Source organism: Marinomonas polaris DSM 16579 (genome assembly GCF_900129155.1).
Lineage (GTDB): Bacteria > Pseudomonadota > Gammaproteobacteria > Pseudomonadales > Marinomonadaceae > Marinomonas > Marinomonas polaris.
In genome coordinates this window covers 1-20,972 of sequence record NZ_FQVF01000012.1, presented here as the reverse complement: position 1 = coordinate 20,972, position 20,972 = coordinate 1, and the positions used below count along the sequence as shown (strand labels likewise).

The following is a 20,972-nucleotide window of genomic DNA, read 5'->3' as shown; positions in this document are numbered from 1 at the left end:
TTTAAATTAGCGCTCAGCCGACAAAACCCGCAGAGCCACACCAGCGGCTGAGGTGCGGTTTTCGACACCAAGCTTAGGGAAGATTTGCTCTAGGTGTTTGTTGACTGTGCGCGGGCTCATTTCAAGAATTTCAGCGATTTCGCGATTAGTTTTACCGTTGGCAATCCAGTGCAATACTTCTGATTCGCGATCCGTTAAATCCAGTTCTTTCTTCAACAAGGCTGGGCCTGCTGGTTTATCGCCGTCTTCCAGCCTTAAAAGTACTTCTTTTTGCTCGGTGACGCCCATCATTTTCAGCGCTAAAGGGTATTCCAAACCGCTGAGTTTCAAGACGTTGCCGACCACAGGTTGATGAGCTAACCAAAGACGTATTTGCAAGGCTAATTCCGTACTTTGCCATTCACTGCTGGCGCGCGCTTTGGCAAGTAAGGCATAGGTTTGCGGCGTTGCCCAAGCAATTCCCCCTGCATAGGTTGTCGTCATTAAATACTGTCCCATGCTATCAAGTGCTGATTGTGCATTGTTGCTCAAACGAGCATTAGACAAGTGCACACGCATGCGAGCAATCAACTCATTGGGTTGAATTGGCTTAGTGAGATAATCTACGCCGCCCGCTTCTAGACCACGTACAATGTCATCAGTATCGCTCAAACCTGTCATGAAAATAACCGGAATCGACGCCAAGCTTTGGTCGGCTTTTAGCGCTCTGCAAGTTTCAAAACCATCCATATTCGGCATGATGGCATCGAGCAAAATAATGTCAGGACGAATCCGTCGGGCGATAGTTAAGGCTTGTTTTCCTTCAAGGGCAACAAGCACATCCATATTGGCCGTTTCCAAGGTGTCATGAATTAGGCTCAACGCATCTGGCGAGTCGTCGACCACTAAAACAATGTCACTTTTACTACTCGGATTCATAATTAGATTTCTCACTTACATCACTGATTACACATGAGTTTTTTTGTATATATTGGGCAATTGCATCGAACTGAAAGCTTTGATACAAGCTTTCCAATTGCAGCAAATGGCTCGGGGCAATCACGTCTGTTTTAGCCAATTGATCCAACACGCCACGCACGCCTTTTTTGTAACCCATTTCCGCGAACGCCATCAACTCCCGCACACTTTCATGGTCTGGAATGGCGACTGGTTGTTGCCCATCTAACGCTTTCTGATGAGATTCTTCCTGGCTGCCAACGTTATGAGTAATAGCAATCGGTGCCAAGGTGTCTAATTCAGTTTCTTGATACACCCAATCCAGCACCAGCCAGTTTTTAATCGCATCTAACAAAGCACTGTTGTTCACCGGTTTGACTAAATACTGATTAAACGCCGCTTGCTCGTCAGGCTTACGTTGATTTTCTTTGGCATCTGCGGACAACATAATAATCGGCGTACTATAAGCCCGATCTCGCAACAGCTTAGCCAAGCTCAAACCATCCATTCCGGGCATCGACACATCTAAGACAAATAAATCCGGAGAGCAGGATTCCAACTCATCCAAGCAGCTTTCAGCATCGGCGGCTTCCAACACATTAAAACCAAGCGGCACGAGAATATCCGACAACAAACCACGCACCACAGGGTCATCATCCACCACCATCAGAGTACGCTGATAGCCACGATAACTCACGATGCGTTTGTATTCATAAGCCGAGCCATCTCCTTGGCTGACCCAAGGCAACATCAGGCTAACGCGAAACTCACTGCCCTCGCCGACCACAGAATGAGCTTGTATATCACCGCCCATAATTTCCGTCAGCAACTTCACTATGGTCAAGCCCAAGCCAGTGCCGGGTAAATTGCCAGTACTGACGTCGCGGACTCGCTCAAACGGATCAAAAATACGCTTTAAATGTCCTTCTTTAATACCAACGCCCGTGTCTCGAATAACAAACTCCGCCACTTGATTGCGATAGTTCACTTCGAACAAAACCGAGCCTTTTGGCGTGTATTTCACCGCATTTGACAACAAATTGATCAAAATTTGCCGCAAACGCTTTTCATCCGTCACCACATGCTGAGGCAAAGGCGCGAGAATTTTCGATTGTAATTGAATGCCTTTGTCACGAGCCTGCATGGCAAACATACTGTTTAGCTGATCGATCAATTTCGGAAAATCCACCGTATTGCGGTACAGATCAAAGCGCCCCGCTTCGATCTTCGAAATATCCAACAAACCTTCGATCAAATCTGCCAAATACAAACCGCTGCGATGAATAATATCCAAGCCATTCTGATGCCCAGATGGCGTATTGGCTTTTTCTGACAAGAGTTGCGCATAGCCAATAATAGATTGCAGCGGCGTGCGTAATTCATGGCTGATACCAGTTAGATAACGACTTTTCGCCTCATTTGCCCGCTCTGCCTGCTCTTTGGCATTTTGTAATGCACGGTCAGTTTCTTGGTGAGCGTCAATCTCACGTATCAGTTTTCGCGTTTGGCGATTCGATTCTTTCTGCGCCACCACTCGACTTTCATGCGCCAACACAAACAACCACGACAAAACGCCAGATACGATCAATAAGGTGAAAAACAGCGCCAACATGGTGTCTTTCAGCAAGACAGCTTCATTCAGCGAACTCGGTGCCATCTGCCGATAAATCAACATCATCAGTGCCGCGTTAATGATATTGATCACCAACAACAAAGACGCAAAACGACCAAAGCGCGAACTCAGCGCTTTTACCAAACCTTTGGGCAAAAACAGCTTTAAGAAATAATCACTCTGCTGACCAATACTCGCCTGCGGCTTACAACTGTCTAAACAGCGCACATCCAAGGAACAACACAAAGAACAAATTGGCTGCATGTAGGCAGAACAAAAACTCATGTCTTCCGTTTCGAAAGCATTCTCACAAATCCCGCAGGTCAAGGTGACATACTTAGGGTTGCGCTGTCTTGCTAGCTCTATCATCGGAATCAGCTCTGGGCTTTGGCGCGCAAGGTAATATTTGCCCTTGGTAAGCCAAGCAATCAGCGGCACAAACACGAAACAAGAACCTAACGAAATAAAGTGACACAAGCTTTTCGCCACTTCACCAAAGACACCTAAATAGCTCACTAACCCTAACGTGGTCGCGATCAACATCGAGCCTGTTCCTACAGGATTAATGTCGTATAAATGCGCGCGTTTAAACTCGACATAATTGGGACTTAATCCCAACGGTTTGTTGATCAATAAATCCGCCGACAAACTGCCCAGCCAGCTCACCGCCGCGATGGCAAACACGCCCAAAATCGCGCCCAAGGCTTGATAAATACCCAACTCCATCAGTAATAACGCAATGGTAACGTTGAATACCAACCAGACGACACGGCCCGGATGAGAATGAGTTAAACGCGAGAAGAAATTAGACCAAGCAATGGAACCTGCATAGGCGTTGGTTAAGTTGATTTTCATCTGGCAGATAAATACAAACACCGCTGCCAGAATCAATGCGGTAGTGGGCGAGGTAGTTAAAAAGAAAAAGATGCGCTGATACAAATAAGTTGGATCGGTGGCTTGTATCGCGGAAGCACCATCAGAGATTGCCAAGTAGGCTAAAAAAGAGCCCAACAGCATTTTGATCGCACCAATAAACACCCAACCTGGGCCAGCTAAAATAAGCCAAAACCACCAGCGACGGCGGTTTTGTTTGTTCTTGATAGGAAAAAAACGTAAATAGTCGACTTGCTCGCCAATCTGCGCCATCAAGGCAAATAACACAGACGCCGCCGAGCCAAATAATATCCAATCGAAATGCGTACTTTGTGGTAAATCCACCGGCGCGTATTGCGTCCAGCCTTCGAAGCTTTGATATTCCTGCGTCACCACCACGCCGATAGCCGCCACTTGTAATACCAACCAAATCCACTGGCTGCCATTTTGAAAGCGACTAATAGCACGAATACCATGCGTTACGATAGGAATCACAAAGATAGCCGAAAGCGCATAACCCAAGGCCAACGGAATGCCCAACAAAACTTCCAACGCCGAGGCTAAAATCGCTGCTTCGATAGCAAAAAAGATAAATGTGAATGTGGCGTAAATCAGTGAGGTTATCGTCGACCCAAGATAGCCAAAACCCGCTCCTCGAGTCAGTAAATCTATGTCCAAGCCATGCTTGGCAGAATAATAAGCAATGGGAAAACCGGTGATAAAAAACACCGCCAATACCGTGAGAATGGCCGCTACGGCATTGGTAAACCCATACGCCAGTGTAATAACCGCGGCCAATCCCTCTAAAGCTAAAAACGCGGTCGCACCGAGCGCCGTATGACCGATTCGCTCAATCGTCATCGCATACCCATGCGATGACGCACTACCGTGAGAGGCGTTTTCATTCCTAGAAGTATAACGCAGAGCGTAATCTTCCATCGTTTGGTCAGCAACCCACTTATTATAGTGACGTCGCACTTTAAAGATCTTTTGTGCCGCTGTCATAATATCTCGGACTTAGGCATTAAGATGCCGACCATCTTCTTATGCAAAAGCAAGAAACAAACCCGCTGTCGCAATTAAAGAACCACTAATGCGCGTCACCAAAGGCGTGCCGATTTTCGCCATTACCTGACCAAAGCCTAGACCAACCACATGTAAGCCAGCCGTAGCCAAAGCAAAGCCCAACGCATATTGCAGACCATTGGCATTCAAAGGCATTTCCATACCATGAGCGGCACCGTGGAATAACGCAAAAGCCCCTGCAATCGCCACGCAAACCGCCGTTGGTAAACGCTTAGCAAACAGAACCAAGGCGCCCAAAACGATAACTGACAACAAAATACCTTGCTCAACAAATGGCACATTCAGACCCGCTACCGCTAAACCGCCGCCCAGCAACATAGTCACAACAAACGCAGCTGGAATCGCCCACAAAGCGCGACCTCCAATGCTCGCTGCCCAAAGACCAATCGCCACCATAGCCAAAAGATGATCCAAACCGCCCATTGGGTGAGCAAAACCCGTCATAAAGCTAGAAGCTTGTTCATGCCCCGGATGAGCAAGCACAGAACCTGACGCTAATACCGAAGCTGCTACCAACAAACCTTTTGTTTTCAATGCTCTTTCTTTCAACGCATTCATAATTTTTCTCCTAATACTTGATAAATCTGAACTTAATACTTCCCAAAGACGTTACGAGCGCAGTAGTCGTTTAAACGACGGCCTTCGCTGCTGGTAACTCTTTTGCTTCCAACATCCCTTCCGACACAATGATCTGAATAATCTCATCCAAACCTTGGGCTTTTTTAAGATTCGAAAAAATAAACGGACGATCACCTCGTTGAATTTTGGCGTCGTGCGCCATAACGTCCAAAGACGCACCAACCAAAGGAGCCAAGTCGGTTTTATTAATAATCAACAAATCGGACTTAGTAATACCCGGGCCGCCTTTACGAGGAATTTTGTCACCAGCGGAGACATCAATAACATAAATGGTAAAATCGGATAGCTCTGGACTAAAGGTCGCGCTCAAGTTGTCGCCACCACTTTCCACAAACACCACATCCAATTCACCATGGCGCTCTAGCAATTGGTCAATCGCCGCCAAGTTCATCGACGCGTCTTCACGAATCGCCGTATGCGGACAACCACCGGTTTCGACACCGATAATACGATCTGCATCCAAGGCTTCATGCTGAGTTAGGAACTTCGCGTCTTCTTGGGTATAAATATCATTGGTGACCACGGCAATGTTGTAATAGTCACGCATAGCACTACACAAAGAACGCAGCAACGCGGTTTTACCTGATCCTACTGGACCACCTACACCAATTCGTAATGTTTGTTTTTTCATGCTAATTCCTCTTAAAACTATGTTCCTTCAATAAATAGGAGCGCCGCTTCGCCTAAGAGCGAAACAGCCGCGAATATTGTGTTTCGTGCTGAGCACTGGCAATGGCGATGGCAGGTAACCCCGCGCCAATGCGGTCTTCTTCAATGGTTAACGACATGGCAATGGCGTGCCGAATATCTGTCTGTAATTCACCCAATAATTCTTGTGCTTGCGTTTGCCCAAGGGGAACCAGTTTGGTCGCGGCGGCAATTTGGTTTTCCAACCAAGACCAAGCAAAGCCCAATGAAGCAAGATCAGGTTTTAGGTTCCAATGGCTCGCTGCAATGGCAAACAGGGTGACAAAGCTCATTTCGTCTAAACGCTTAAACGGCGTGTCTATTTGCAAACTGCCCATCAAGCGAAACAAGGCTTCGCCCATGGCGGTGTCGTTTAAACGCAACTCTTTAGTTTCTCGACACGCCAAGATCAGATCATTCAGTTCAAGCAAGCGTTCAGTATCATTCTGCTTAGCCGCTGCCATGCAAAGCTGCAATACGGGCAAATCAATCCGCGCCACAGACTGCTGCAGCTGCAAACCGATCCAATCGGACACTTCGGCTTTGTTTTTTACCCAACCTTGGTCGATGGCGTATTCCATGCCTTGGGAAAAGGCAAAACCGCCCACTGGCAAACCCACACTGCTTAGCTGCAAAAGCCGCAACAAGCTGATGTCAGTGGTGACAATATTACTGGTGACTGTGCTAGTGGTGACTATGCCCATGACTATAAGCTCCAGATTCTGGGACAAATACGCCCTCTTCATGGGTAACGATCAAGCCAAGCATGTGCAGCATGTCTTCTAAAACGTGATCAGGTTTGATGCGCAACCAGCGTTCGCCAATTTGGATTTTGGTGTGACGATTACCCAAGTGATAACAGGCTTTAGAAAAGGCTTCCCAGTCTTCACAGCTGGCATGGGCTACGTCTTCAACCGCGCCATTGACTTGAACTATCTTGCCGCATTCAGATTTTAAAAATTCACCCACTAACAGCGGCTTACCACGCTCAAGGAAAACTCGAACTTCTTCGTTGTTATCGCCCACAAGTTTAAGACGCCCACGATCACGCTGTTCGTGAGTTAACGTTACTGTGGTGTGGACTGGATCGTGACAATGGGTGCCTAATCTTTCGTAAATATCTAGCATCGTATGTTCCTAAAAAAACGTTCCTAAAAGAGAGTGTAAAGCTGAGCCAAGGGCAAGACTTCAGCTGGCTCGCAGGTTAATAATTCGCCATCGGCACGCACTTCATAGGTTTGCGGATCGACGGTAATGTTCGGCAACCAATCGTTATGAATCATGTCAAGTTTGGAAATATTGCGTGTGTTTTTACAGGCCACCAAAGTACGATCCAAACCAAGACTTTCCTTCAAACCATTATTCAGCGCCGCCTTAGAAACAAAGGTAACAGACGTCGCCGCTGCGGCTTTGCCGAATGAACCAAACATAGGACGATAATGCACTGGCTGTGGCGTCGGAATAGAGGCATTTGGGTCGCCCATTGGCGCGCTGGCGATCATGCCGCCTTTGATGATCATCGAAGGTTTCACCGCAAAAAAAGCTGGCTTCCACAAGACTAAATCCGCCATTTTGCCAGGCTCAATCGATCCGACTTCATGGCTAATACCATGAGCAATGGCTGGGTTAATGGTGTACTTGGCAATGTAACGACGGGCGCGGAAATTATCCGCACCAAGCTCTTGGTCTTCTGGCAATAAACCAAACTGCTGCTTCATCTTGTGAGCCGTTTGCCATGTACGAGTCACCACTTCGCCTACTCGTCCCATGGCTTGGGAATCAGACGAAATCATACTGAACGCGCCACGATCATGCAGAATGTCTTCCGCAGCAATAGTTTCTTTGCGAATACGCGAATCAGCAAAGGCCACGTCTTCTGGAATATTGCTGTCCAAATGGTGACACACCATCAACATATCCAAATGCTCGTCTACCGTGTTGCGCGTATAAGGGCGGGTTGGATTGGTCGACGATGGTAAAACATTCGGATTGGAACAGGCTTGAATAATGTCTGGGGCATGGCCGCCGCCCGCTCCTTCGGTGTGATAAGTGTGAATCACGCGATCTTTAAAGGCACCAATGGTGCTGTCAACAAAGCCTGATTCGTTCAAGGTATCGGTGTGAATCGCCACTTGCACATCGTATTTTTCCGCCACACTCAAACAGCAATCAATCGACGCTGGCGTGGTTCCCCAATCTTCGTGCAATTTCAGACCACAAGCGCCCGCTTCTAGCTGTTCTTCTAAGGCTTCTGGCAGACTGGCGTTGCCTTTGCCCAAAAAGCCCAAGTTCATCGGCATGCTGTCGGTGGCTTGTAACATCTTGCCAAGATACCAAGGCCCCGGCGTACAAGTCGTCGCTTTGGTTCCCGTCGCTGGGCCAGTGCCGCCGCCAATCATGGTGGTGACACCAGAGGTCAAGGCTTCTTCAATTTGTTGCGGACAAATAAAGTGAATGTGCGCATCGATGCCACCCGCGGTCAAAATAGAACCTTCGCCAGCGATGACTTCTGTTCCCGGTCCGACCACAATATCGACGTTATCTTGCACGTCTGGGTTACCGGCTTTACCGACTTTAAAAATGCGGCCTTCTTTGATGCCAACGTCAGCTTTCACAACGCCCCAATGATCCAGCACCAAGGCATTGGTAATCACCAAATCTACAGCAACTTCATTGGTCACTTGGCTTTGTCCCATGCCGTCGCGAATTACCTTGCCGCCGCCGAATTTCACTTCGTCGCCATACACGGTGAAATCTTTTTCCACCTGAATCCAGATATCGGTATCGCCTAAACGCACGCGGTCACCAGTGGTTGGACCGAACATTTGCGCGTAACTTTGTCTATCCATCGTCGCCATTATTCTGCTCCTCCCAGTTTGCCCATGACTTCACCACGGAAGCCATAAATGGTTTTCGTGCCGGCGTATTCAACCAACTCCACTTCGCGACCTTGACCGGGTTCAAAACGCACCGCCGTGCCAGACGCGATATTCAAACGAAAGCCTTTGGTCACGGTACGATCAAAGGACAAAGCAGGATTCACTTCGTAAAAATGATAATGGGAGCCAATTTGCACAGGACGATCACCGGTATTTTCGACACGAATTTTCACCGTTTTGCGCCCCACATTGAGTTCAATAACGCCTGCGGCAACCTGTATTTCACCTGGAATCATGGGGGTTCTCCTTCCCTAATTTATAGGATTATGAACGGTGACAAGTTTCGTCCCATCTGGGAATGTGGCTTCAACTTGTACTTCATGGATCAATTCCACCACGCCGTCCATCACTTGTTCCGCGCTTAATACCGTTTTGCCATAAGCCATCAACTCCGCCACGGTTTTGCCATCGCGGGCGCCCTCGATAATTTCCATGGTGATGTACGCCATGGCTTCGGGGTAATTCAATTTGAGTCCGCGATTTAAACGACGTTCGGCAAGCAAGGCGGCGGTAAATACAAGCAGCTTGTCTTTTTCTCTAGGGAGGAGTTCCATTTTAATGCTCCGTTATTTAACTTTATGATTGTTTTCATTGAACCAAAAAAGAGCATGCGCACCTTTTTAGGTCGACCAAATTCTCGGTTCATTGGATTCTTTGTTCATTAATGCGGGACGAATATCGCGCCAGCACTGGATAAATAGCTGTTTCACTTGTTCTGAATCATCGTGAAGACTGCGAACTAAGATGTACTCACCTACCATGCTTACGCCACTTAATGACCCATGTTGGGTACAGTGCTGGCGTAAGGAATCGATCAGTTCGTCGTGATTGACTGAATTAGAAAGTTCCGTCAAATCAAAAGGCCCCGCAATCATCAAACCATTGATTGGCTTGCCATCTAGTCCGGCTTTGGCGCTAAAAATAGCTCGGCTGTTATCATCTATCACCAATCGCTCACGAACTTTAAGACGACCGTTCTGACGAATCTGAAAGCCTTGCTCTGCGTGGCCTTCGCCAAAATCTTCTTTATTGGCGGGCAAGCCAAAGCAAGTGATTTCCCAGCCGATAAACTTAGCGTTATCAGCAAGATCGATACAGTTTTCAAGGCGAGTATGAGCATTCGGATAAAGAATGGTTTCTTGTGGTAACCATTCCATTAAGCTGTTTTCAGCGACGTTTAACTGGGTAATTTGATGTTGTAGGGTTTTGTCTTTACGAGCACGATAAACACGACCAGCACCCGGCGTAGTGATTAAAACGTGTGTATTTTCGGCTAAGTTTGCCGTAATCGTGAGACGATCCCCCGAAACCAAACCGCCCGGTGGATGCAATAAATAGACGTGCGCCGTGTCTCGACCTTCAGGATAAAAAGGCTTCTGCACGTACAAAGGCCCTTTGTGATCACAGGTTTTCAACACGGTACCGCGAGTTGTTTGAGAAAAGCCTAAGGTCAGAAACGCATGCCAGTGAGAAGCATCCCCTGTCACTGGCATGTTTGTTTCTAGCAGCGGCTTTTGGTCGTATTGTTCTGCCAAAGCAAGATTATGTTTATTATTCATTGATGCCCTATAAGCGTCTTTCGCGTGGCTGCTGATTCCAACCAATGCAAAAATCACACCGCCAAATACTGCTTTATCAAAGTATCGTTAAGGTTCTCCATTTTATCCGCCGCCACAATGCGTCCTTTTTCCATCAAACGAAATTCTTTACCCACGCGACGGGCGAAACCGAGCTTTTGTTCCACCAAGATAACGGTCAAACCTTCTTCCGCATTGAGCTTTAAAATCACATCGCCAATTTGTTTAACAATGTTGGGCTGAATGCCTTCGTTAGGCTCGTCCAAGATTAAGACTTTTGGTTCTAATACCAAGGCACGGCCGATGGCAAGTTGCTGTTGTTGTCCACCGGATAAATCGCCACCGCGACGATGCAGCATGTCTTTCAATACTGGGAAAAGTTCGAAGATTTTCTCTGGGATGTCTTTCGGCGAATCCTTGGTACGCTTGCCTCGCACAGGCAAACCAATGCGCAGATTTTCTTCCACGGTCAGCATGGGAAAAATGTCTCGACCTTGTGGAACATATCCAATACCTGAATAAGCGCGCTTCTCTGCGCTTTGCTTGTTTAGCGTTTCGCCTTCCATGGTGATCTCACCACTTTTGATCGGCAACAAACCCATGATGGCTTTTAGCAAGGTGGTTTTACCCACGCCGTTTCGACCCATGATGCAAGTAATCGAACCGGGTACTATCTCTAAATCCAAGCCCCAAAGAATCTGCGTGCCGCCGTAAAGTTGATCAACCTTGTTAATTGAAATCATGCCTGTTCTCCTGCCGCTGCTTCTTCACCAAGGTATACCTCAATCACGTCTTTGTTACTTTGAATCTGATCCATCGTGCCTTCGGCCAAAACAGAACCTTGATGCAATACCGTTACCGTGCGAGCAATACTGCGTACAAATTCCATATCGTGTTCGACCACAATTACCGTACGCTCACCCGCCAAAGACGTTAGCAGCTCGGCCGTACGTTCGGTTTCTTGTGCTGTCATTCCGGCTACAGGTTCATCGATCAACAAAAGTCTTGGCTCAGCCACCAGCAACATACCGATTTCTAACCATTGTTTTTGACCATGAGACAAGGCGCCCGCTAACATGAATCTATGCTTAGCCAAACCAATGGTTTTTAATACGTCATCAATACGGTCGATTTGTGTCGGTGTTAAACGCGAGAACAAAGTCGGCAATACACGCTTGTCAGTTTTAAGAGATAACTCCAAATTGTCGAACACGGTTTGCTCTTCAAACACGGTTGGCTTTTGAAATTTACGACCAATACCAAGCTGGGCAATTTCAGCTTCGTCTTTGTTCAATAAGTTGTGATTTTGCCCAAAGAAAACCGTGCCTGAATCACACTGAGTTTTGCCGGTAATCACATCCATCAAGGTGGTTTTGCCCGCGCCATTGGCACCGATCAAACAACGTAATTCACCGTCGTTGATATAAAGATTAAGGTTGTTTAAGGCTTTAAAGCCGTCGAAGCTCAGATTCAAGTCTTCCACATAGAGAATCATCTTGTTGTCGACATTGACGGCAGCTTGCTCGGGCGCTAGAAATGACCATACCTGATCACGACGGAAAAATTCACGAGTGTTGTCTAATGTACTCATGCTTGCGACTCCTTATTCATAACTGTATTTCGCTTGGCCTTTAGCTGCCCATACAAACCCATCAAGCCTTTTGGTAAATACAAGGTAACCAGAACAAACATGGCACCCAAGGCGAACAGCCAAGCATCCGGCATAATCGCGGTAAAACGGGTTTTCGCGTAGTTCACCAACAATGCACCGATCACCGCGCCAATTAAGGTGCCACGGCCACCCACTGCTACCCAAATCACCATCTCGATAGAGTTGATAGGAGAAAACTCGCCAGGGTTGATAATGCCGACTTGTGGTACATACAAAGCACCGGCAATACCTGCAATCACAGCGGAATAGACAAACAACCAGACCTTGTATCTATCAGTGCGATAACCAATAAAGCGTGAGCGAGATTCCGAGTCACGAATCGCCAACACCACCTTGCCAAGACGAGAGGACAAGATCTTCTGGCTGACCACGAAGATCACCGCCAGCAAAATCGCTGTAATCAAAAACAAAGCTACGCGCGTGCTGTCGGCTTGCAAATTAAAGCCAAGGATTTCTTTAAAATCGGTCAGACCATTGTTGCCGCCAAAGCCCATTTCGTTGCGGAAGAAGGCCAGCAACAAGGCATAAGTTAAGGCCTGCGTCATGATGGAAAGGTAAACGCCGGTAACACGAGAGCGAAACGCCAACCAACCAAACACAAAGGCTAAGAAACCGGGAACCACCACAGCCATCAACATGGCGAACCAGAACTGATCCATCCCCAGCCAAAACCATGGCAATTCTTTCCAATCCAAAAACACCATAAAGTCAGGCAGTAAAGGATTACCATAAACCCCGCGATCACCGATTTGGCGCATCAAATACATGCCCATCGCGTAACCGCCCAAGGCGAAAAATGCCCCGTGACCTAAACTCAAAATACCGCAATAACCCCAAATAATATCCACCGCCAACGCCAGCATGGCGTAGCACAAATACTTACCTAAAAGCGTGATGGTGTAAGTGCTGACATAGAAGATCGAGTCGACAGGTAAAAACAGATTCGCTGCCGAAGCAAGAATCGTCACACTCAATAAAATCACCACAAATGGCAGAGTGTGTTTGCCCGTCGAGCGCCCTTCAGAAAACCAAGCTGTAAGACGTGTCATTCTGCCGCCCTCCCTTTTTGTGGAAAGAGTCCCTTAGGACGTTTTTGGATAAAGAGAATAATAAACACCAACACCAGAATCGCTGCGAGAACCGCACCCGTGGTTGGTTCAAGAAACTTCGTCGCGATACCCAAAGTGAAGGCAGCAACTAAAGTACCCAACAAGTTACCCACGCCACCGAACACCACCACCATGAAAGAATCGATAATGTAGGCCTGCCCCAAGTTTGGCCCAACGTTCGTTAATTGGCTCAAGGCAACACCCGCAATACCAGCGATACCAGAACCCAGACCGAAGGTCATCGCATCAACCCAATTGGTTTTCACCCCCATGGCTTTTGCCATGTTGCGATTTTGCGATACCGCACGAACGTTTAGACCAAGGGGAGTTTTCTTCAATACAATCACCAAGACGATAAATACCAGCAAGGCAAAGGCAAGAATGTACAAACGGTTCAACGTCAAAGACAACACTGGGTTTATTTCCCAAGAGCCGCTCATCCAGCTAGGCGTAGACACTTGACGGTTAAGCGGCGAGAAAATGGTTCGCACCAATTGCTGCAAGATCAGACTGATACCAAAGGTCGCTAGCAAGGTTTCTAATGGGCGACCATGCAAGCGGCAAATCACTAAACGCTCGATCAACACGCCCATCAAACCCGACACCAAAAAGGCCGCAGGAATCGCTACCCAAATTGAATAATCGATGTAATTCGGCATCATCATCTGCACCACATACGTCGTGTAAGCGCCGAGCATAATCATTTCGCCATGGGCCATGTTAATAACGCCCATTACCCCAAAGGTAATCGCCAAGCCAATAGACGCCAGCAACAACACAGAGCCAAGGCTTAAACCAAAAAATAACTGATCGACAAAGGCAAAACGATTCGCCCGTTGTGCGATTTTTTCTAAGGCGATATTCGCAGCACTCACCACCGCCGTATTGTCATCACGAGTTAAGGTAGTCAGTAGGTTTCGAACATCGTTTTCTAAACTAGAGGAAAGCTTTTCAATCGCAGCGATACGGTTAGACGCTGCCAATTCCGTTTGTGACGCAGTATTCATAGCCAACGCCAATCCCATAGCGTCTTTTACTTTTTTATTGGTCTCGTTCGGGTAAAGACCTTCTAACACCGCCACTGTGCTGCCATCTAATTTGGACAGTAATTCGCGTACGGCATTTTCACGCACGCTTGGCGATTTGGAAGTAAGTTGAATACGGGCAATGGCGTTACGCAAATACCCACGTAAGTTATTGTTCACACGGATTTTGTCGACATCACGCTTATCAATGCCAGCGTTGATTTCGTCAGTAAATACGTCTTTGTAATAAGTTTCGCCGTTGGTTTCGAATTGACCAATGACCTTTTTTTCTGCCTTGATGTAATACAAGTTACCGTTTAATAAGGTGCGTAGAAGCGGCAGAACGGTTTCATCGGATACGGCTTCGATTCTGACTAGAATAGGCTCCATATCTTTGATTTTGGCCTCACCTAACTCAGCAAGCAAAGGATCTAAAGACACTGATTCAGCCGCATGAGTAGAAAGGGAAAAGAGCCCAAAAAGACAGCAACAAAGTGCAATACAATGTCTCAAGGTGATACGTCTCAAGGTCATACTCCAAGTGTCGTAGGTTTATTGCGATAGCATTCAAAAACACAACGCTAAAAAGAAGTTAGAAGCTTGTTCGAAGGTAAAAAATAACTCTCTGACTAACTCGCTTATTAGCCTGCTAGACAGAGAGTCGAGGTTACCCCTGGGAATGGGTCAAATTAGTAATTCTGACCAGAACATGTCTTAGTTTTGGTGTTGTAGTTACCGCACTTGATCGGCGCCGTCCAATCTGAAATCAGATCTTTAGAACCTGGCAAGAAATCAGACCAAGCATCACCCGCAACCACGCCATCAGTTTTCCAAACCACTTCAAACTGACCGTCGTCTTGGATCTCGCCAATCAGTACAGGCTTACTCAAGTGATGGTTTTTGTTCATTACTGCAATACCGCCAGTAAGGTTTGGCGTTGTTTGACCGATCATAGCTTGCTCAACCGCATCAACATCCGTTGTGCCCGCTTTTGTTACCGCGTTTGCCCACATTTTGAAACCGATATAAGTCGCTTCCATTGGGTCATTCGTTACGCGATCAGGATTTTTTGTGTATGCATGCCAAGCCTTGATGAACGCTTCGTTTTCAGGTGTGTCTACGCTTTCGAAATAGTTCCAAGCTGCCAAGTGACCAACCAATGGTTTCGTATCTAAACCAGAAAGCTCTTCTTCACCCACAGAGAAAGCCACCACAGGGATGTCTTCAGATGAAATACCTTGGTTACCCAATTCTTTGTAGAAAGGCACGTTGGCATCACCATTGATAGTAGAAACCACCGCGGTTTTCTTACCTTCGCTACCGAATTTTTTGATGTCAGACACAATCGACTGCCAATCAGAATGACCAAATGGCGTGTAATTAATCATAATGTCGCTTGCAGCAACGCCTTTACCTTTTAGGTAGGCTTCAAGAATTTTGTTAGTGGTACGTGGATAAACGTAATCGGTTCCGGCTAACACAAAACGCTCTACGCCAAGATCGTTCATCAAATAATCCACCGCAGGAATCGCCTGTTGGTTTGGCGCAGCCCCTGTATAGAACACGTTTTTAGACGACTCTTCGCCTTCGTACTGAACTGGGTAGAACATCAAACCGTTCAACTCTTCCAATACAGGCAATACCGATTTACGAGAAACCGATGTCCAACTACCAAAAATCACATCCACTTTGTCTTTGGTTAATAACTCACGACCTTTTTCTGCAAACAATGGCCAGTTTGACGCTGGGTCAACCACCACAGCTTCGATCTTTTTACCTAACAAACCACCCTTTTTGTTTTGCTCATCCACCATCATCAAGACAGTGTCTTTTAGCGTGGTTTCAGAAATCGCCATCGTGCCAGACAATGAGTGCAACACACCGACCTTGATTGTGTCTGCCGCCAGCGAAGGAAGCGCAATAAGCGTTGCACCAGAGAGCACAATCGCAGATGTAAGCGTTTTGATTTTCATAGTTGGAGCCGTCCTATTGTGATTTATAATATTGTTGAGTCTTCAGGTGAAGTTTTTAGAAAACGTTCTAACACCTCAAATCCGTAGAGCCAGTATTAAAAAATCACCGTTGGAAGGGTATGCGCGAAATGACTTAGCCCTATACGTCATTTGACGTATAGGGCAATACGAGTGCCTTTTCTGGTTCCATTCAAACGCTTTATATTCCCGACCTTTATTCCGCCCTGCTGGGCGGGTAACTTTTTGCTAGCGCCCAAAAAGTAACCAAAAATTCGCTTTAAGGGAGATTGCCTCGTAAACCCCTTTTGTATAGATATTTGTCTTCTGACCTAACGCACAGAAGGCATAGATTGTTTTTGCAATTGTAAGAAGGGAATTTTTAACTGACTCTGAAACTCCATATAGTCGCGCAATCAGGATTGCGTCGAAGTTCGTTCTTCTGTGGTATCAGTTCAGAAAGCGTAGATGGACTTTAGTGGACTTCATCAAGAATCGTTTATCTTTAACTGTAAGGTCAATCGACACTTTGGCAAAGAACGCGTCAAAGTTCGTTCTTCTATGATATGAGTTCAGAAAGTGTGGATGAGGTTTAGCAGAATTAATCGGTTTTTGTAGGTCTACATAAGGAAGGCACGACCGTAATCAGACATTTTCTAAGGTAAGTCGTCCTTTAGGGCGACATCAAGGTTTGTAAGCTAAACACTGGTAGCTAACTAGAAAGTCTTTTAGTATCTATGACTATTATTGAGTCGGTCACAGCAGCTCTGTTATAACGAAAAATCATTCACCCATTATATTAGTTCAATGTTTACTACTATCTAAAAGAGGCTGTCGCAAAAGGTAACGAGCGAAGATAAGGCAAGGCAAAAAACCGACGAAAAAGCGGAGTTTATACCTATAAATGAGCATTTTGAGACGATTTTTAACGCTGAATTATCGAGCGCAGTAGTTTTGCGACAGCCTCTAAAAGGAGCAAGTTCATGCCAATAATAACTATCCAACAATCTCCAGGTCGTAGCAAAGAGCAAAAACAATTATTGATTCAACGAATTACTGAAGCATTTGAAGAAGCCTATGAATTACCACCTGAAGCCATCACAGTATTTTTCCAAAACTTCGATGATGAGCATTGGGGCAAAGCGGGCAAATTGCATTGCGATAGAAAGTGACATTATCGTCCACTCATTGTGTTGAAGAAAACGTCACAATTCTATTTTTGATCTGAGCCAAACCTTCGCATTAATGGAGAATTAATGAAAAACAATCAGTTGTTATACGTCTTGTATGGGGCGGAAAATACAGGCAAAACGTCTACATTACGCTACCTTGCTCAAAAGCTAGATAAGGTGGCTACTTTGACCTCTGGACGTATTGAATGCGAATTAGATTTCTCTGTTACTTTCAAAATCAAGGAAAAAATAGTTAGCATAGTGACTCCTGGAGATAATGCAGAAATCATAAAAGAGCATTTAGGTCTCAATGATGTGCCATCCAGTAATATAATTATTTGTGCATCTAGAACACGCGGTCAAACAACTGACTTTTTATGGGCAAATTATACAGAGGAACAATTACGCTGGGTAAATAAGATGTATGTGTATCTAGATGACGAGAAACACATAAATGCATGTAATAGGTCTGTGGCTCATTTCTTGTTTGAATCATTATTGTTAGAACTACATACAGAATAAAATCTTATTCTTAAGAAAAATTCAGCGGAGCATTGAAATGATTGATATTGAAGTATTTCCACCATACAAGGGATCGTGTCTTTGCGGTGCAGTCAAATATTCTGTTGATAAAATCGAAAAGGAAATGGCGCACTGTCACTGCTCAATGTGTCGAAAATTTCATGGCGCGGCGTTCGCGACCTTTGGTGAAGCTCGTGCAGAGAATTTTCATTGGCTGTCGGGCAAAGAAAACTTGAAAGAGTATTTGGGCGTCAATGGTAGCAAAAGACTATTTTGTAATAACTGCGGTTCAAGCCTTGTGTTTATGTCATCAAACGACAGCGGAGAGTGTGTAGAGTTCTCACTGGGAACTCTAGATTCAGACATACCAAACAGACCCGATGCCCATATATTCATGCATTATTCTGCTTGTTGGAATCCGGTGACAGACGGTTTGCCGCAATATTCAGAAGGCAGAGGCAGTGCCGAAAAAACATAAAGATTAGTTTCAGTTACGGTCTTCTGATTTCCATTCAAACGCTTTGTATTCCCAACCTTTATTTCGCTCTTTAATTCCGACCGTAATCAGACGGTTTAAAGCAAAGCTTTTATTTTTTGTGGTCGTCTTTTTGAAGATAAAGCAATCAGCTTTAACTTAAATATCATCTGGCTTAAACAATAAACTGTTGTCGTATTTTTGCTTTTGTATTTTGTCGCATTTTTGCATACACTAAGAGGCAGTTTCAGGAGGCGTGGTATGACTATATTAGATAAAGTAAAAACGAGAGTAAGGCGTTCTAAGCGTTCTGTATTTTTACGCGCTGATTTTACTGATATAGCAGATTACGACCAAGTAGGACGGGCATTACGTACTTTAGTCCGTGAAGGTAATGTGATGAAAATAGGCTACGGATTGTACGTTCGCGCTAGAGAAAACCGTATCACTGGCAAGCTAATGCCAGACAATCCAGCTGGGACGGATGGTGTTATGATCGAAGTGATGGAAAAGCTTGGCGTTGAATACCAACTGGATGAACTTTCTTCCATGAACATGGTTGGCGAGAGTACACAGATTCCAGCCAACATCAAAATCCGCCCAAAAAGCCCACGTTTTAAACGCAAAATCATAGTAGGAAACCAACGTGTCAACGTTGCTTGATAGCAGCTTATTTGTTGACGTTGCTGATGCACTTGGCCTTGGTAACCCTGCTATCGTTGAAAAAGATTACTATGCTGTTCAGCTTCTTAAGCTAATTGCACCACTAAATTTAACTTACCATCAAATTGTATTTTCTGGTGGAACAGCACTGGCTAAATCAAAAGTAAAAACCTATCGAATGTCGGAAGACATTGACCTAAAACTCATCCCCTCTGCTACTTTCTCAAACCTTAATTCTAGATCTATCAAAAAAAGCGTAAGAAGAACCATTAAAAACGAAATCGAAGACATTCTTACAAATTCAAATGTTTTCTCTATAGAATCTGATGTCAGAATTAGCGATGAATACCGCTATTTTTGTTTTGATATTCGCTACCCGCAACAACATCAACAAGCACCATGCCTAAGACCATTTATAAAATTGGAATTCATCGAATCTGAGTTATTAACCAAAGCTGATGAAAGAAAAATCCAATCCATTTACTCCGAAATTTTGTCTGAGAAGGCAGAAGTTTCAAGCTTTCCATGTGCCAGTATTCTTGAAACTCAAGCTGAAAAAATGATTTCCATGCTACGCCGTACCGCGAGTAGTAATAGAAGTATTGAACGAGCGGATGATCAAACTTTAATCCGACACGTCTACGACACCTATTGTACTCAACAGCACCAAGCTTCAGATTTACCAGCATTAGCAAATTTGGTGAAAAAAGTGGTTCACATGGATACCGTTCGATACGGAAGTCAGCACCCTCAAATGGTTGCCTCTCCCTATAATGAATTACGCTACGGACTAAATCTACTGGAAACCAATGTGATTCATAGACAAAGGTACGAAGAGTACGTCGAACCCATTGTCTATTCTAAAAGCCCAGTTTCTTGGGACGACGCTTTCCTATCATTTAAAAATTTAGTGCTAGCTGTCTTAAAAGAAATAGATTCTGAATTTGATAGAGTAGCGCAATCATAATTACGTCCAAAAAAACGACATCTGAAGTAAGAATATTCCAATAAGGTAGCAATACACAACGTGTAGTATAGTAATAATTACGTCACCGTATAACCGCTTAATAGCTATAATACCAAACCACACATAAAGTTGATTATTCATCTAAGAAAGCAAAATAAAAAGGAAGGAACATGGCAGCTAAGTCAAATTTAGTAAACCTTGATGCAATGATCAAAAGAGCTGATTTTGCTCATAAACAAGATGAAAATTCATCTTTTGAAACATTCAATAGTATTCCAGCCCGTGAATTAGCTTCAGGTAGCCCAATAGTGGCTCTGCTAAGGAAGCCGGATTTTCAGAGAGAAACAAACCATTGGACACCAGACCAAGTAGTATCTTTACTTGAATGCTATATAAATGGGGATCTAATTCCTTCAGTAATTTTATGGATGTCACCTTCATTTTTGTTTGTTATTGATGGAGGACATAGATTAAGCGTTATCCGTGCATGGATGGAAGATGACTATGGTGATGGTCAGATATCTCATAAGCTATTTGGACATGACATATCTTCAGAACAAAAAACGGCAGCAGACAAAACTAGAAAACTAGTTAAAGAAAAAATTGGTACGTGGAGCTATTATCAAAGCCTTCTAAAAGACAACGATAATGATGATATAACTCCAGAACAAAGAAAAAAATTGAGTACATTGACTGCTCGAGGCTTGCCAGTGCATGTAGTGGTCAAGTAAAACTGGCCACGGTTTTAGAGTTTTCCCAATATAATCGTTCTGATTCATTGGGTGATAACCCACCATTATACTGATGGGGTCTAAGTTGGCTGTAATAGCCAATAATATAGTGAATGATTTCTTGCTGTGCTGCTGGGAAGTTACGATACCCTGACGGTGGTATCCATTCTGTTTTTAAGCTACGAAAGAATCGTTCCATTGGTGCATTGTCCCAGCAATTTCCTCGTCTTGATAAGCTTTGTTTAATCTGGTGTCTCCATAATAATTGCCTGAAATAACGACTTGTATAATGGCTACCCTGATCACTGTGGAACATC

Annotated in this window: 22 protein-coding genes; 6 read left to right on the top strand and 16 right to left on the bottom strand. The window is 45.1% G+C overall.

Going from position 1 to position 20,972, the window contains the following annotated elements:
• Positions 1-6: 6 nt before the first annotated feature.
• The 15 genes from BUA59_RS13500 to urtA all read right to left on the bottom strand — a co-directional run bounded on the left by BUA59_RS13500 (position 7) and on the right by urtA (position 16,128).
• The gene (locus BUA59_RS13500; RefSeq protein WP_072840227.1) at positions 7-918 is read right to left on the bottom strand and encodes a response regulator transcription factor; all 912 of its coding nucleotides are present in this window, start codon (positions 916-918) and stop codon (positions 7-9) included.
• A complete protein-coding gene (locus tag BUA59_RS13495) occupies positions 905-4,426 on the bottom strand; it encodes a hybrid sensor histidine kinase/response regulator (protein WP_072840226.1) in 3,522 nt (1,173 codons plus the stop codon). Before BUA59_RS13495 ends, BUA59_RS13500 begins: the two co-directional genes overlap by 14 nt.
• A 39-nt stretch (positions 4,427-4,465) precedes the next feature.
• Complete coding sequence (locus BUA59_RS13490) at positions 4,466-5,065, bottom strand: HupE/UreJ family protein (protein WP_072840225.1); 600 nt, start codon at positions 5,063-5,065, stop codon at positions 4,466-4,468.
• 70 nt (positions 5,066-5,135) lie between these two features.
• Positions 5,136-5,777, bottom strand: a complete 642-nt coding sequence (ureG, locus tag BUA59_RS13485; RefSeq protein WP_072840224.1) for an urease accessory protein UreG — start codon at positions 5,775-5,777, stop codon at positions 5,136-5,138.
• 52 nt (positions 5,778-5,829) lie between these two features.
• A complete protein-coding gene (locus BUA59_RS13480; protein WP_072840223.1) occupies positions 5,830-6,537 on the bottom strand; it encodes an urease accessory protein UreF in 708 nt (235 codons plus the stop codon).
• Complete coding sequence (locus BUA59_RS13475) at positions 6,518-6,961, bottom strand: urease accessory protein UreE (RefSeq protein WP_072840222.1); 444 nt, start codon at positions 6,959-6,961, stop codon at positions 6,518-6,520. Before BUA59_RS13475 ends, BUA59_RS13480 begins: the two co-directional genes overlap by 20 nt.
• Positions 6,962-6,984: 23 nt before the next feature.
• Positions 6,985-8,691, bottom strand: coding sequence for an urease subunit alpha (gene ureC, locus BUA59_RS13470; RefSeq protein ID WP_072840221.1), 1,707 nt, complete (start codon positions 8,689-8,691; stop codon positions 6,985-6,987).
• Positions 8,691-9,008 carry an urease subunit beta gene (locus tag BUA59_RS13465; RefSeq protein ID WP_072840220.1) on the bottom strand — a complete coding sequence of 106 codons (318 nt, stop codon included), beginning with the start codon at positions 9,006-9,008 and terminating at the stop codon, positions 8,691-8,693. The genes ureC and BUA59_RS13465 overlap by 1 nt, the downstream gene beginning before the upstream one ends.
• 15 nt (positions 9,009-9,023) lie before the next feature.
• Positions 9,024-9,326: an urease subunit gamma gene (locus BUA59_RS13460; protein ID WP_072840219.1), complete on the bottom strand. Its 303-nt coding sequence runs from the start codon at positions 9,324-9,326 to the stop codon at positions 9,024-9,026.
• Between the two features lie 66 nt (positions 9,327-9,392).
• Entirely contained in the window at positions 9,393-10,331 is a 939-nt protein-coding gene (locus BUA59_RS13455; protein ID WP_072840218.1) for an urease accessory protein UreD, read from the bottom strand.
• A gap of 53 nt (positions 10,332-10,384) precedes the next feature.
• Positions 10,385-11,092, bottom strand: a complete 708-nt coding sequence (urtE, locus tag BUA59_RS13450) for an urea ABC transporter ATP-binding subunit UrtE (RefSeq protein ID WP_072840217.1) — start codon at positions 11,090-11,092, stop codon at positions 10,385-10,387.
• Complete coding sequence (urtD, locus tag BUA59_RS13445) at positions 11,089-11,940, bottom strand: urea ABC transporter ATP-binding protein UrtD (RefSeq protein ID WP_072840216.1); 852 nt, start codon at positions 11,938-11,940, stop codon at positions 11,089-11,091. Before urtD ends, urtE begins: the two co-directional genes overlap by 4 nt.
• Positions 11,937-13,070, bottom strand: coding sequence for an urea ABC transporter permease subunit UrtC (gene urtC, locus BUA59_RS13440; RefSeq protein ID WP_072840215.1), 1,134 nt, complete (start codon positions 13,068-13,070; stop codon positions 11,937-11,939). The genes urtD and urtC overlap by 4 nt, the downstream gene beginning before the upstream one ends.
• Complete coding sequence (gene urtB, locus BUA59_RS13435) at positions 13,067-14,689, bottom strand: urea ABC transporter permease subunit UrtB (RefSeq protein ID WP_084122441.1); 1,623 nt, start codon at positions 14,687-14,689, stop codon at positions 13,067-13,069. Before urtB ends, urtC begins: the two co-directional genes overlap by 4 nt.
• A gap of 155 nt (positions 14,690-14,844) precedes the next feature.
• Positions 14,845-16,128, bottom strand: a complete 1,284-nt coding sequence (gene urtA, locus BUA59_RS13430) for an urea ABC transporter substrate-binding protein (protein WP_072840214.1) — start codon at positions 16,126-16,128, stop codon at positions 14,845-14,847.
• A 932-nt stretch (positions 16,129-17,060) separates the two neighbouring features.
• On the opposite strand from urtA, the gene BUA59_RS13425 reads away from it, so the two are divergent.
• From BUA59_RS13425 to BUA59_RS13400, 6 genes are all read left to right on the top strand, one after another.
• The gene (locus tag BUA59_RS13425) at positions 17,061-17,297 is read left to right on the top strand and encodes a tautomerase family protein (RefSeq protein ID WP_342742493.1); all 237 of its coding nucleotides are present in this window, start codon (positions 17,061-17,063) and stop codon (positions 17,295-17,297) included.
• Between the two features lie 84 nt (positions 17,298-17,381).
• A complete protein-coding gene (locus tag BUA59_RS13420; protein ID WP_072840212.1) occupies positions 17,382-17,819 on the top strand; it encodes a hypothetical protein in 438 nt (145 codons plus the stop codon).
• 37 nt (positions 17,820-17,856) lie between these two features.
• Positions 17,857-18,297 (top strand): GFA family protein, encoded by a 441-nt coding sequence (locus BUA59_RS13415; protein ID WP_072840211.1) that lies wholly within the window; start codon positions 17,857-17,859, stop codon positions 18,295-18,297.
• A 258-nt stretch (positions 18,298-18,555) separates the two neighbouring features.
• Positions 18,556-18,957 carry a DUF6088 family protein gene (locus tag BUA59_RS13410; protein WP_072840210.1) on the top strand — a complete coding sequence of 134 codons (402 nt, stop codon included), beginning with the start codon at positions 18,556-18,558 and terminating at the stop codon, positions 18,955-18,957.
• Entirely contained in the window at positions 18,941-19,924 is a 984-nt protein-coding gene (locus BUA59_RS13405; RefSeq protein ID WP_072840209.1) for a nucleotidyl transferase AbiEii/AbiGii toxin family protein, read from the top strand. The genes BUA59_RS13410 and BUA59_RS13405 overlap by 17 nt, the downstream gene beginning before the upstream one ends.
• 170 nt (positions 19,925-20,094) lie before the next feature.
• Positions 20,095-20,655, top strand: coding sequence for a DUF262 domain-containing protein (locus BUA59_RS13400; protein WP_072840208.1), 561 nt, complete (start codon positions 20,095-20,097; stop codon positions 20,653-20,655).
• Here the strand turns inward: BUA59_RS13400 and BUA59_RS13395 are convergent.
• Positions 20,648-20,972 (bottom strand): integrase core domain-containing protein (locus tag BUA59_RS13395; protein ID WP_139248883.1); only part of this gene is annotated, 325 nt, incomplete at its 5' end. The two genes, BUA59_RS13400 and BUA59_RS13395, sit on opposite strands and share 8 nt — an antisense overlap.

Excerpts from the sequence above, each read along its gene's own strand:
- BUA59_RS13480 (WP_072840223.1), bottom strand. The coding sequence starts at position 6,537 with ATGGGCATAGTCACCACTAGCACAGTCACCAGTAATATTGTCACCACT.
- urtB (WP_084122441.1), bottom strand. The coding sequence starts at position 14,689 with ATGACCTTGAGACGTATCACCTTGAGACATTGTATTGCACTTTGTTGC.
- ureC (WP_072840221.1), bottom strand. The coding sequence starts at position 8,691 with ATGGCGACGATGGATAGACAAAGTTACGCGCAAATGTTCGGTCCAACC.
- urtA (WP_072840214.1), bottom strand. The coding sequence starts at position 16,128 with ATGAAAATCAAAACGCTTACATCTGCGATTGTGCTCTCTGGTGCAACG.
- urtC (WP_072840215.1), bottom strand. The coding sequence starts at position 13,070 with ATGACACGTCTTACAGCTTGGTTTTCTGAAGGGCGCTCGACGGGCAAA.
- BUA59_RS13495 (WP_072840226.1), bottom strand. The coding sequence starts at position 4,426 with ATGACAGCGGCACAAAAGATCTTTAAAGTGCGACGTCACTATAATAAG.
- BUA59_RS13475 (WP_072840222.1), bottom strand. The coding sequence starts at position 6,961 with ATGCTAGATATTTACGAAAGATTAGGCACCCATTGTCACGATCCAGTC.
- BUA59_RS13455 (WP_072840218.1), bottom strand. The coding sequence starts at position 10,331 with ATGAATAATAAACATAATCTTGCTTTGGCAGAACAATACGACCAAAAG.
- BUA59_RS13460 (WP_072840219.1), bottom strand. The coding sequence starts at position 9,326 with ATGGAACTCCTCCCTAGAGAAAAAGACAAGCTGCTTGTATTTACCGCC.
- BUA59_RS13400 (WP_072840208.1), top strand. The coding sequence starts at position 20,095 with ATGGCAGCTAAGTCAAATTTAGTAAACCTTGATGCAATGATCAAAAGA.
- BUA59_RS13420 (WP_072840212.1), top strand. The coding sequence starts at position 17,382 with ATGAAAAACAATCAGTTGTTATACGTCTTGTATGGGGCGGAAAATACA.
- BUA59_RS13410 (WP_072840210.1), top strand. The coding sequence starts at position 18,556 with ATGACTATATTAGATAAAGTAAAAACGAGAGTAAGGCGTTCTAAGCGT.
- BUA59_RS13490 (WP_072840225.1), bottom strand. The coding sequence starts at position 5,065 with ATGAATGCGTTGAAAGAAAGAGCATTGAAAACAAAAGGTTTGTTGGTA.
- urtE (WP_072840217.1), bottom strand. The coding sequence starts at position 11,092 with ATGATTTCAATTAACAAGGTTGATCAACTTTACGGCGGCACGCAGATT.
- BUA59_RS13415 (WP_072840211.1), top strand. The coding sequence starts at position 17,857 with ATGATTGATATTGAAGTATTTCCACCATACAAGGGATCGTGTCTTTGC.
- BUA59_RS13500 (WP_072840227.1), bottom strand. The coding sequence starts at position 918 with ATGAATCCGAGTAGTAAAAGTGACATTGTTTTAGTGGTCGACGACTCG.
- urtD (WP_072840216.1), bottom strand. The coding sequence starts at position 11,940 with ATGAGTACATTAGACAACACTCGTGAATTTTTCCGTCGTGATCAGGTA.
- BUA59_RS13465 (WP_072840220.1), bottom strand. The coding sequence starts at position 9,008 with ATGATTCCAGGTGAAATACAGGTTGCCGCAGGCGTTATTGAACTCAAT.
- ureG (WP_072840224.1), bottom strand. The coding sequence starts at position 5,777 with ATGAAAAAACAAACATTACGAATTGGTGTAGGTGGTCCAGTAGGATCA.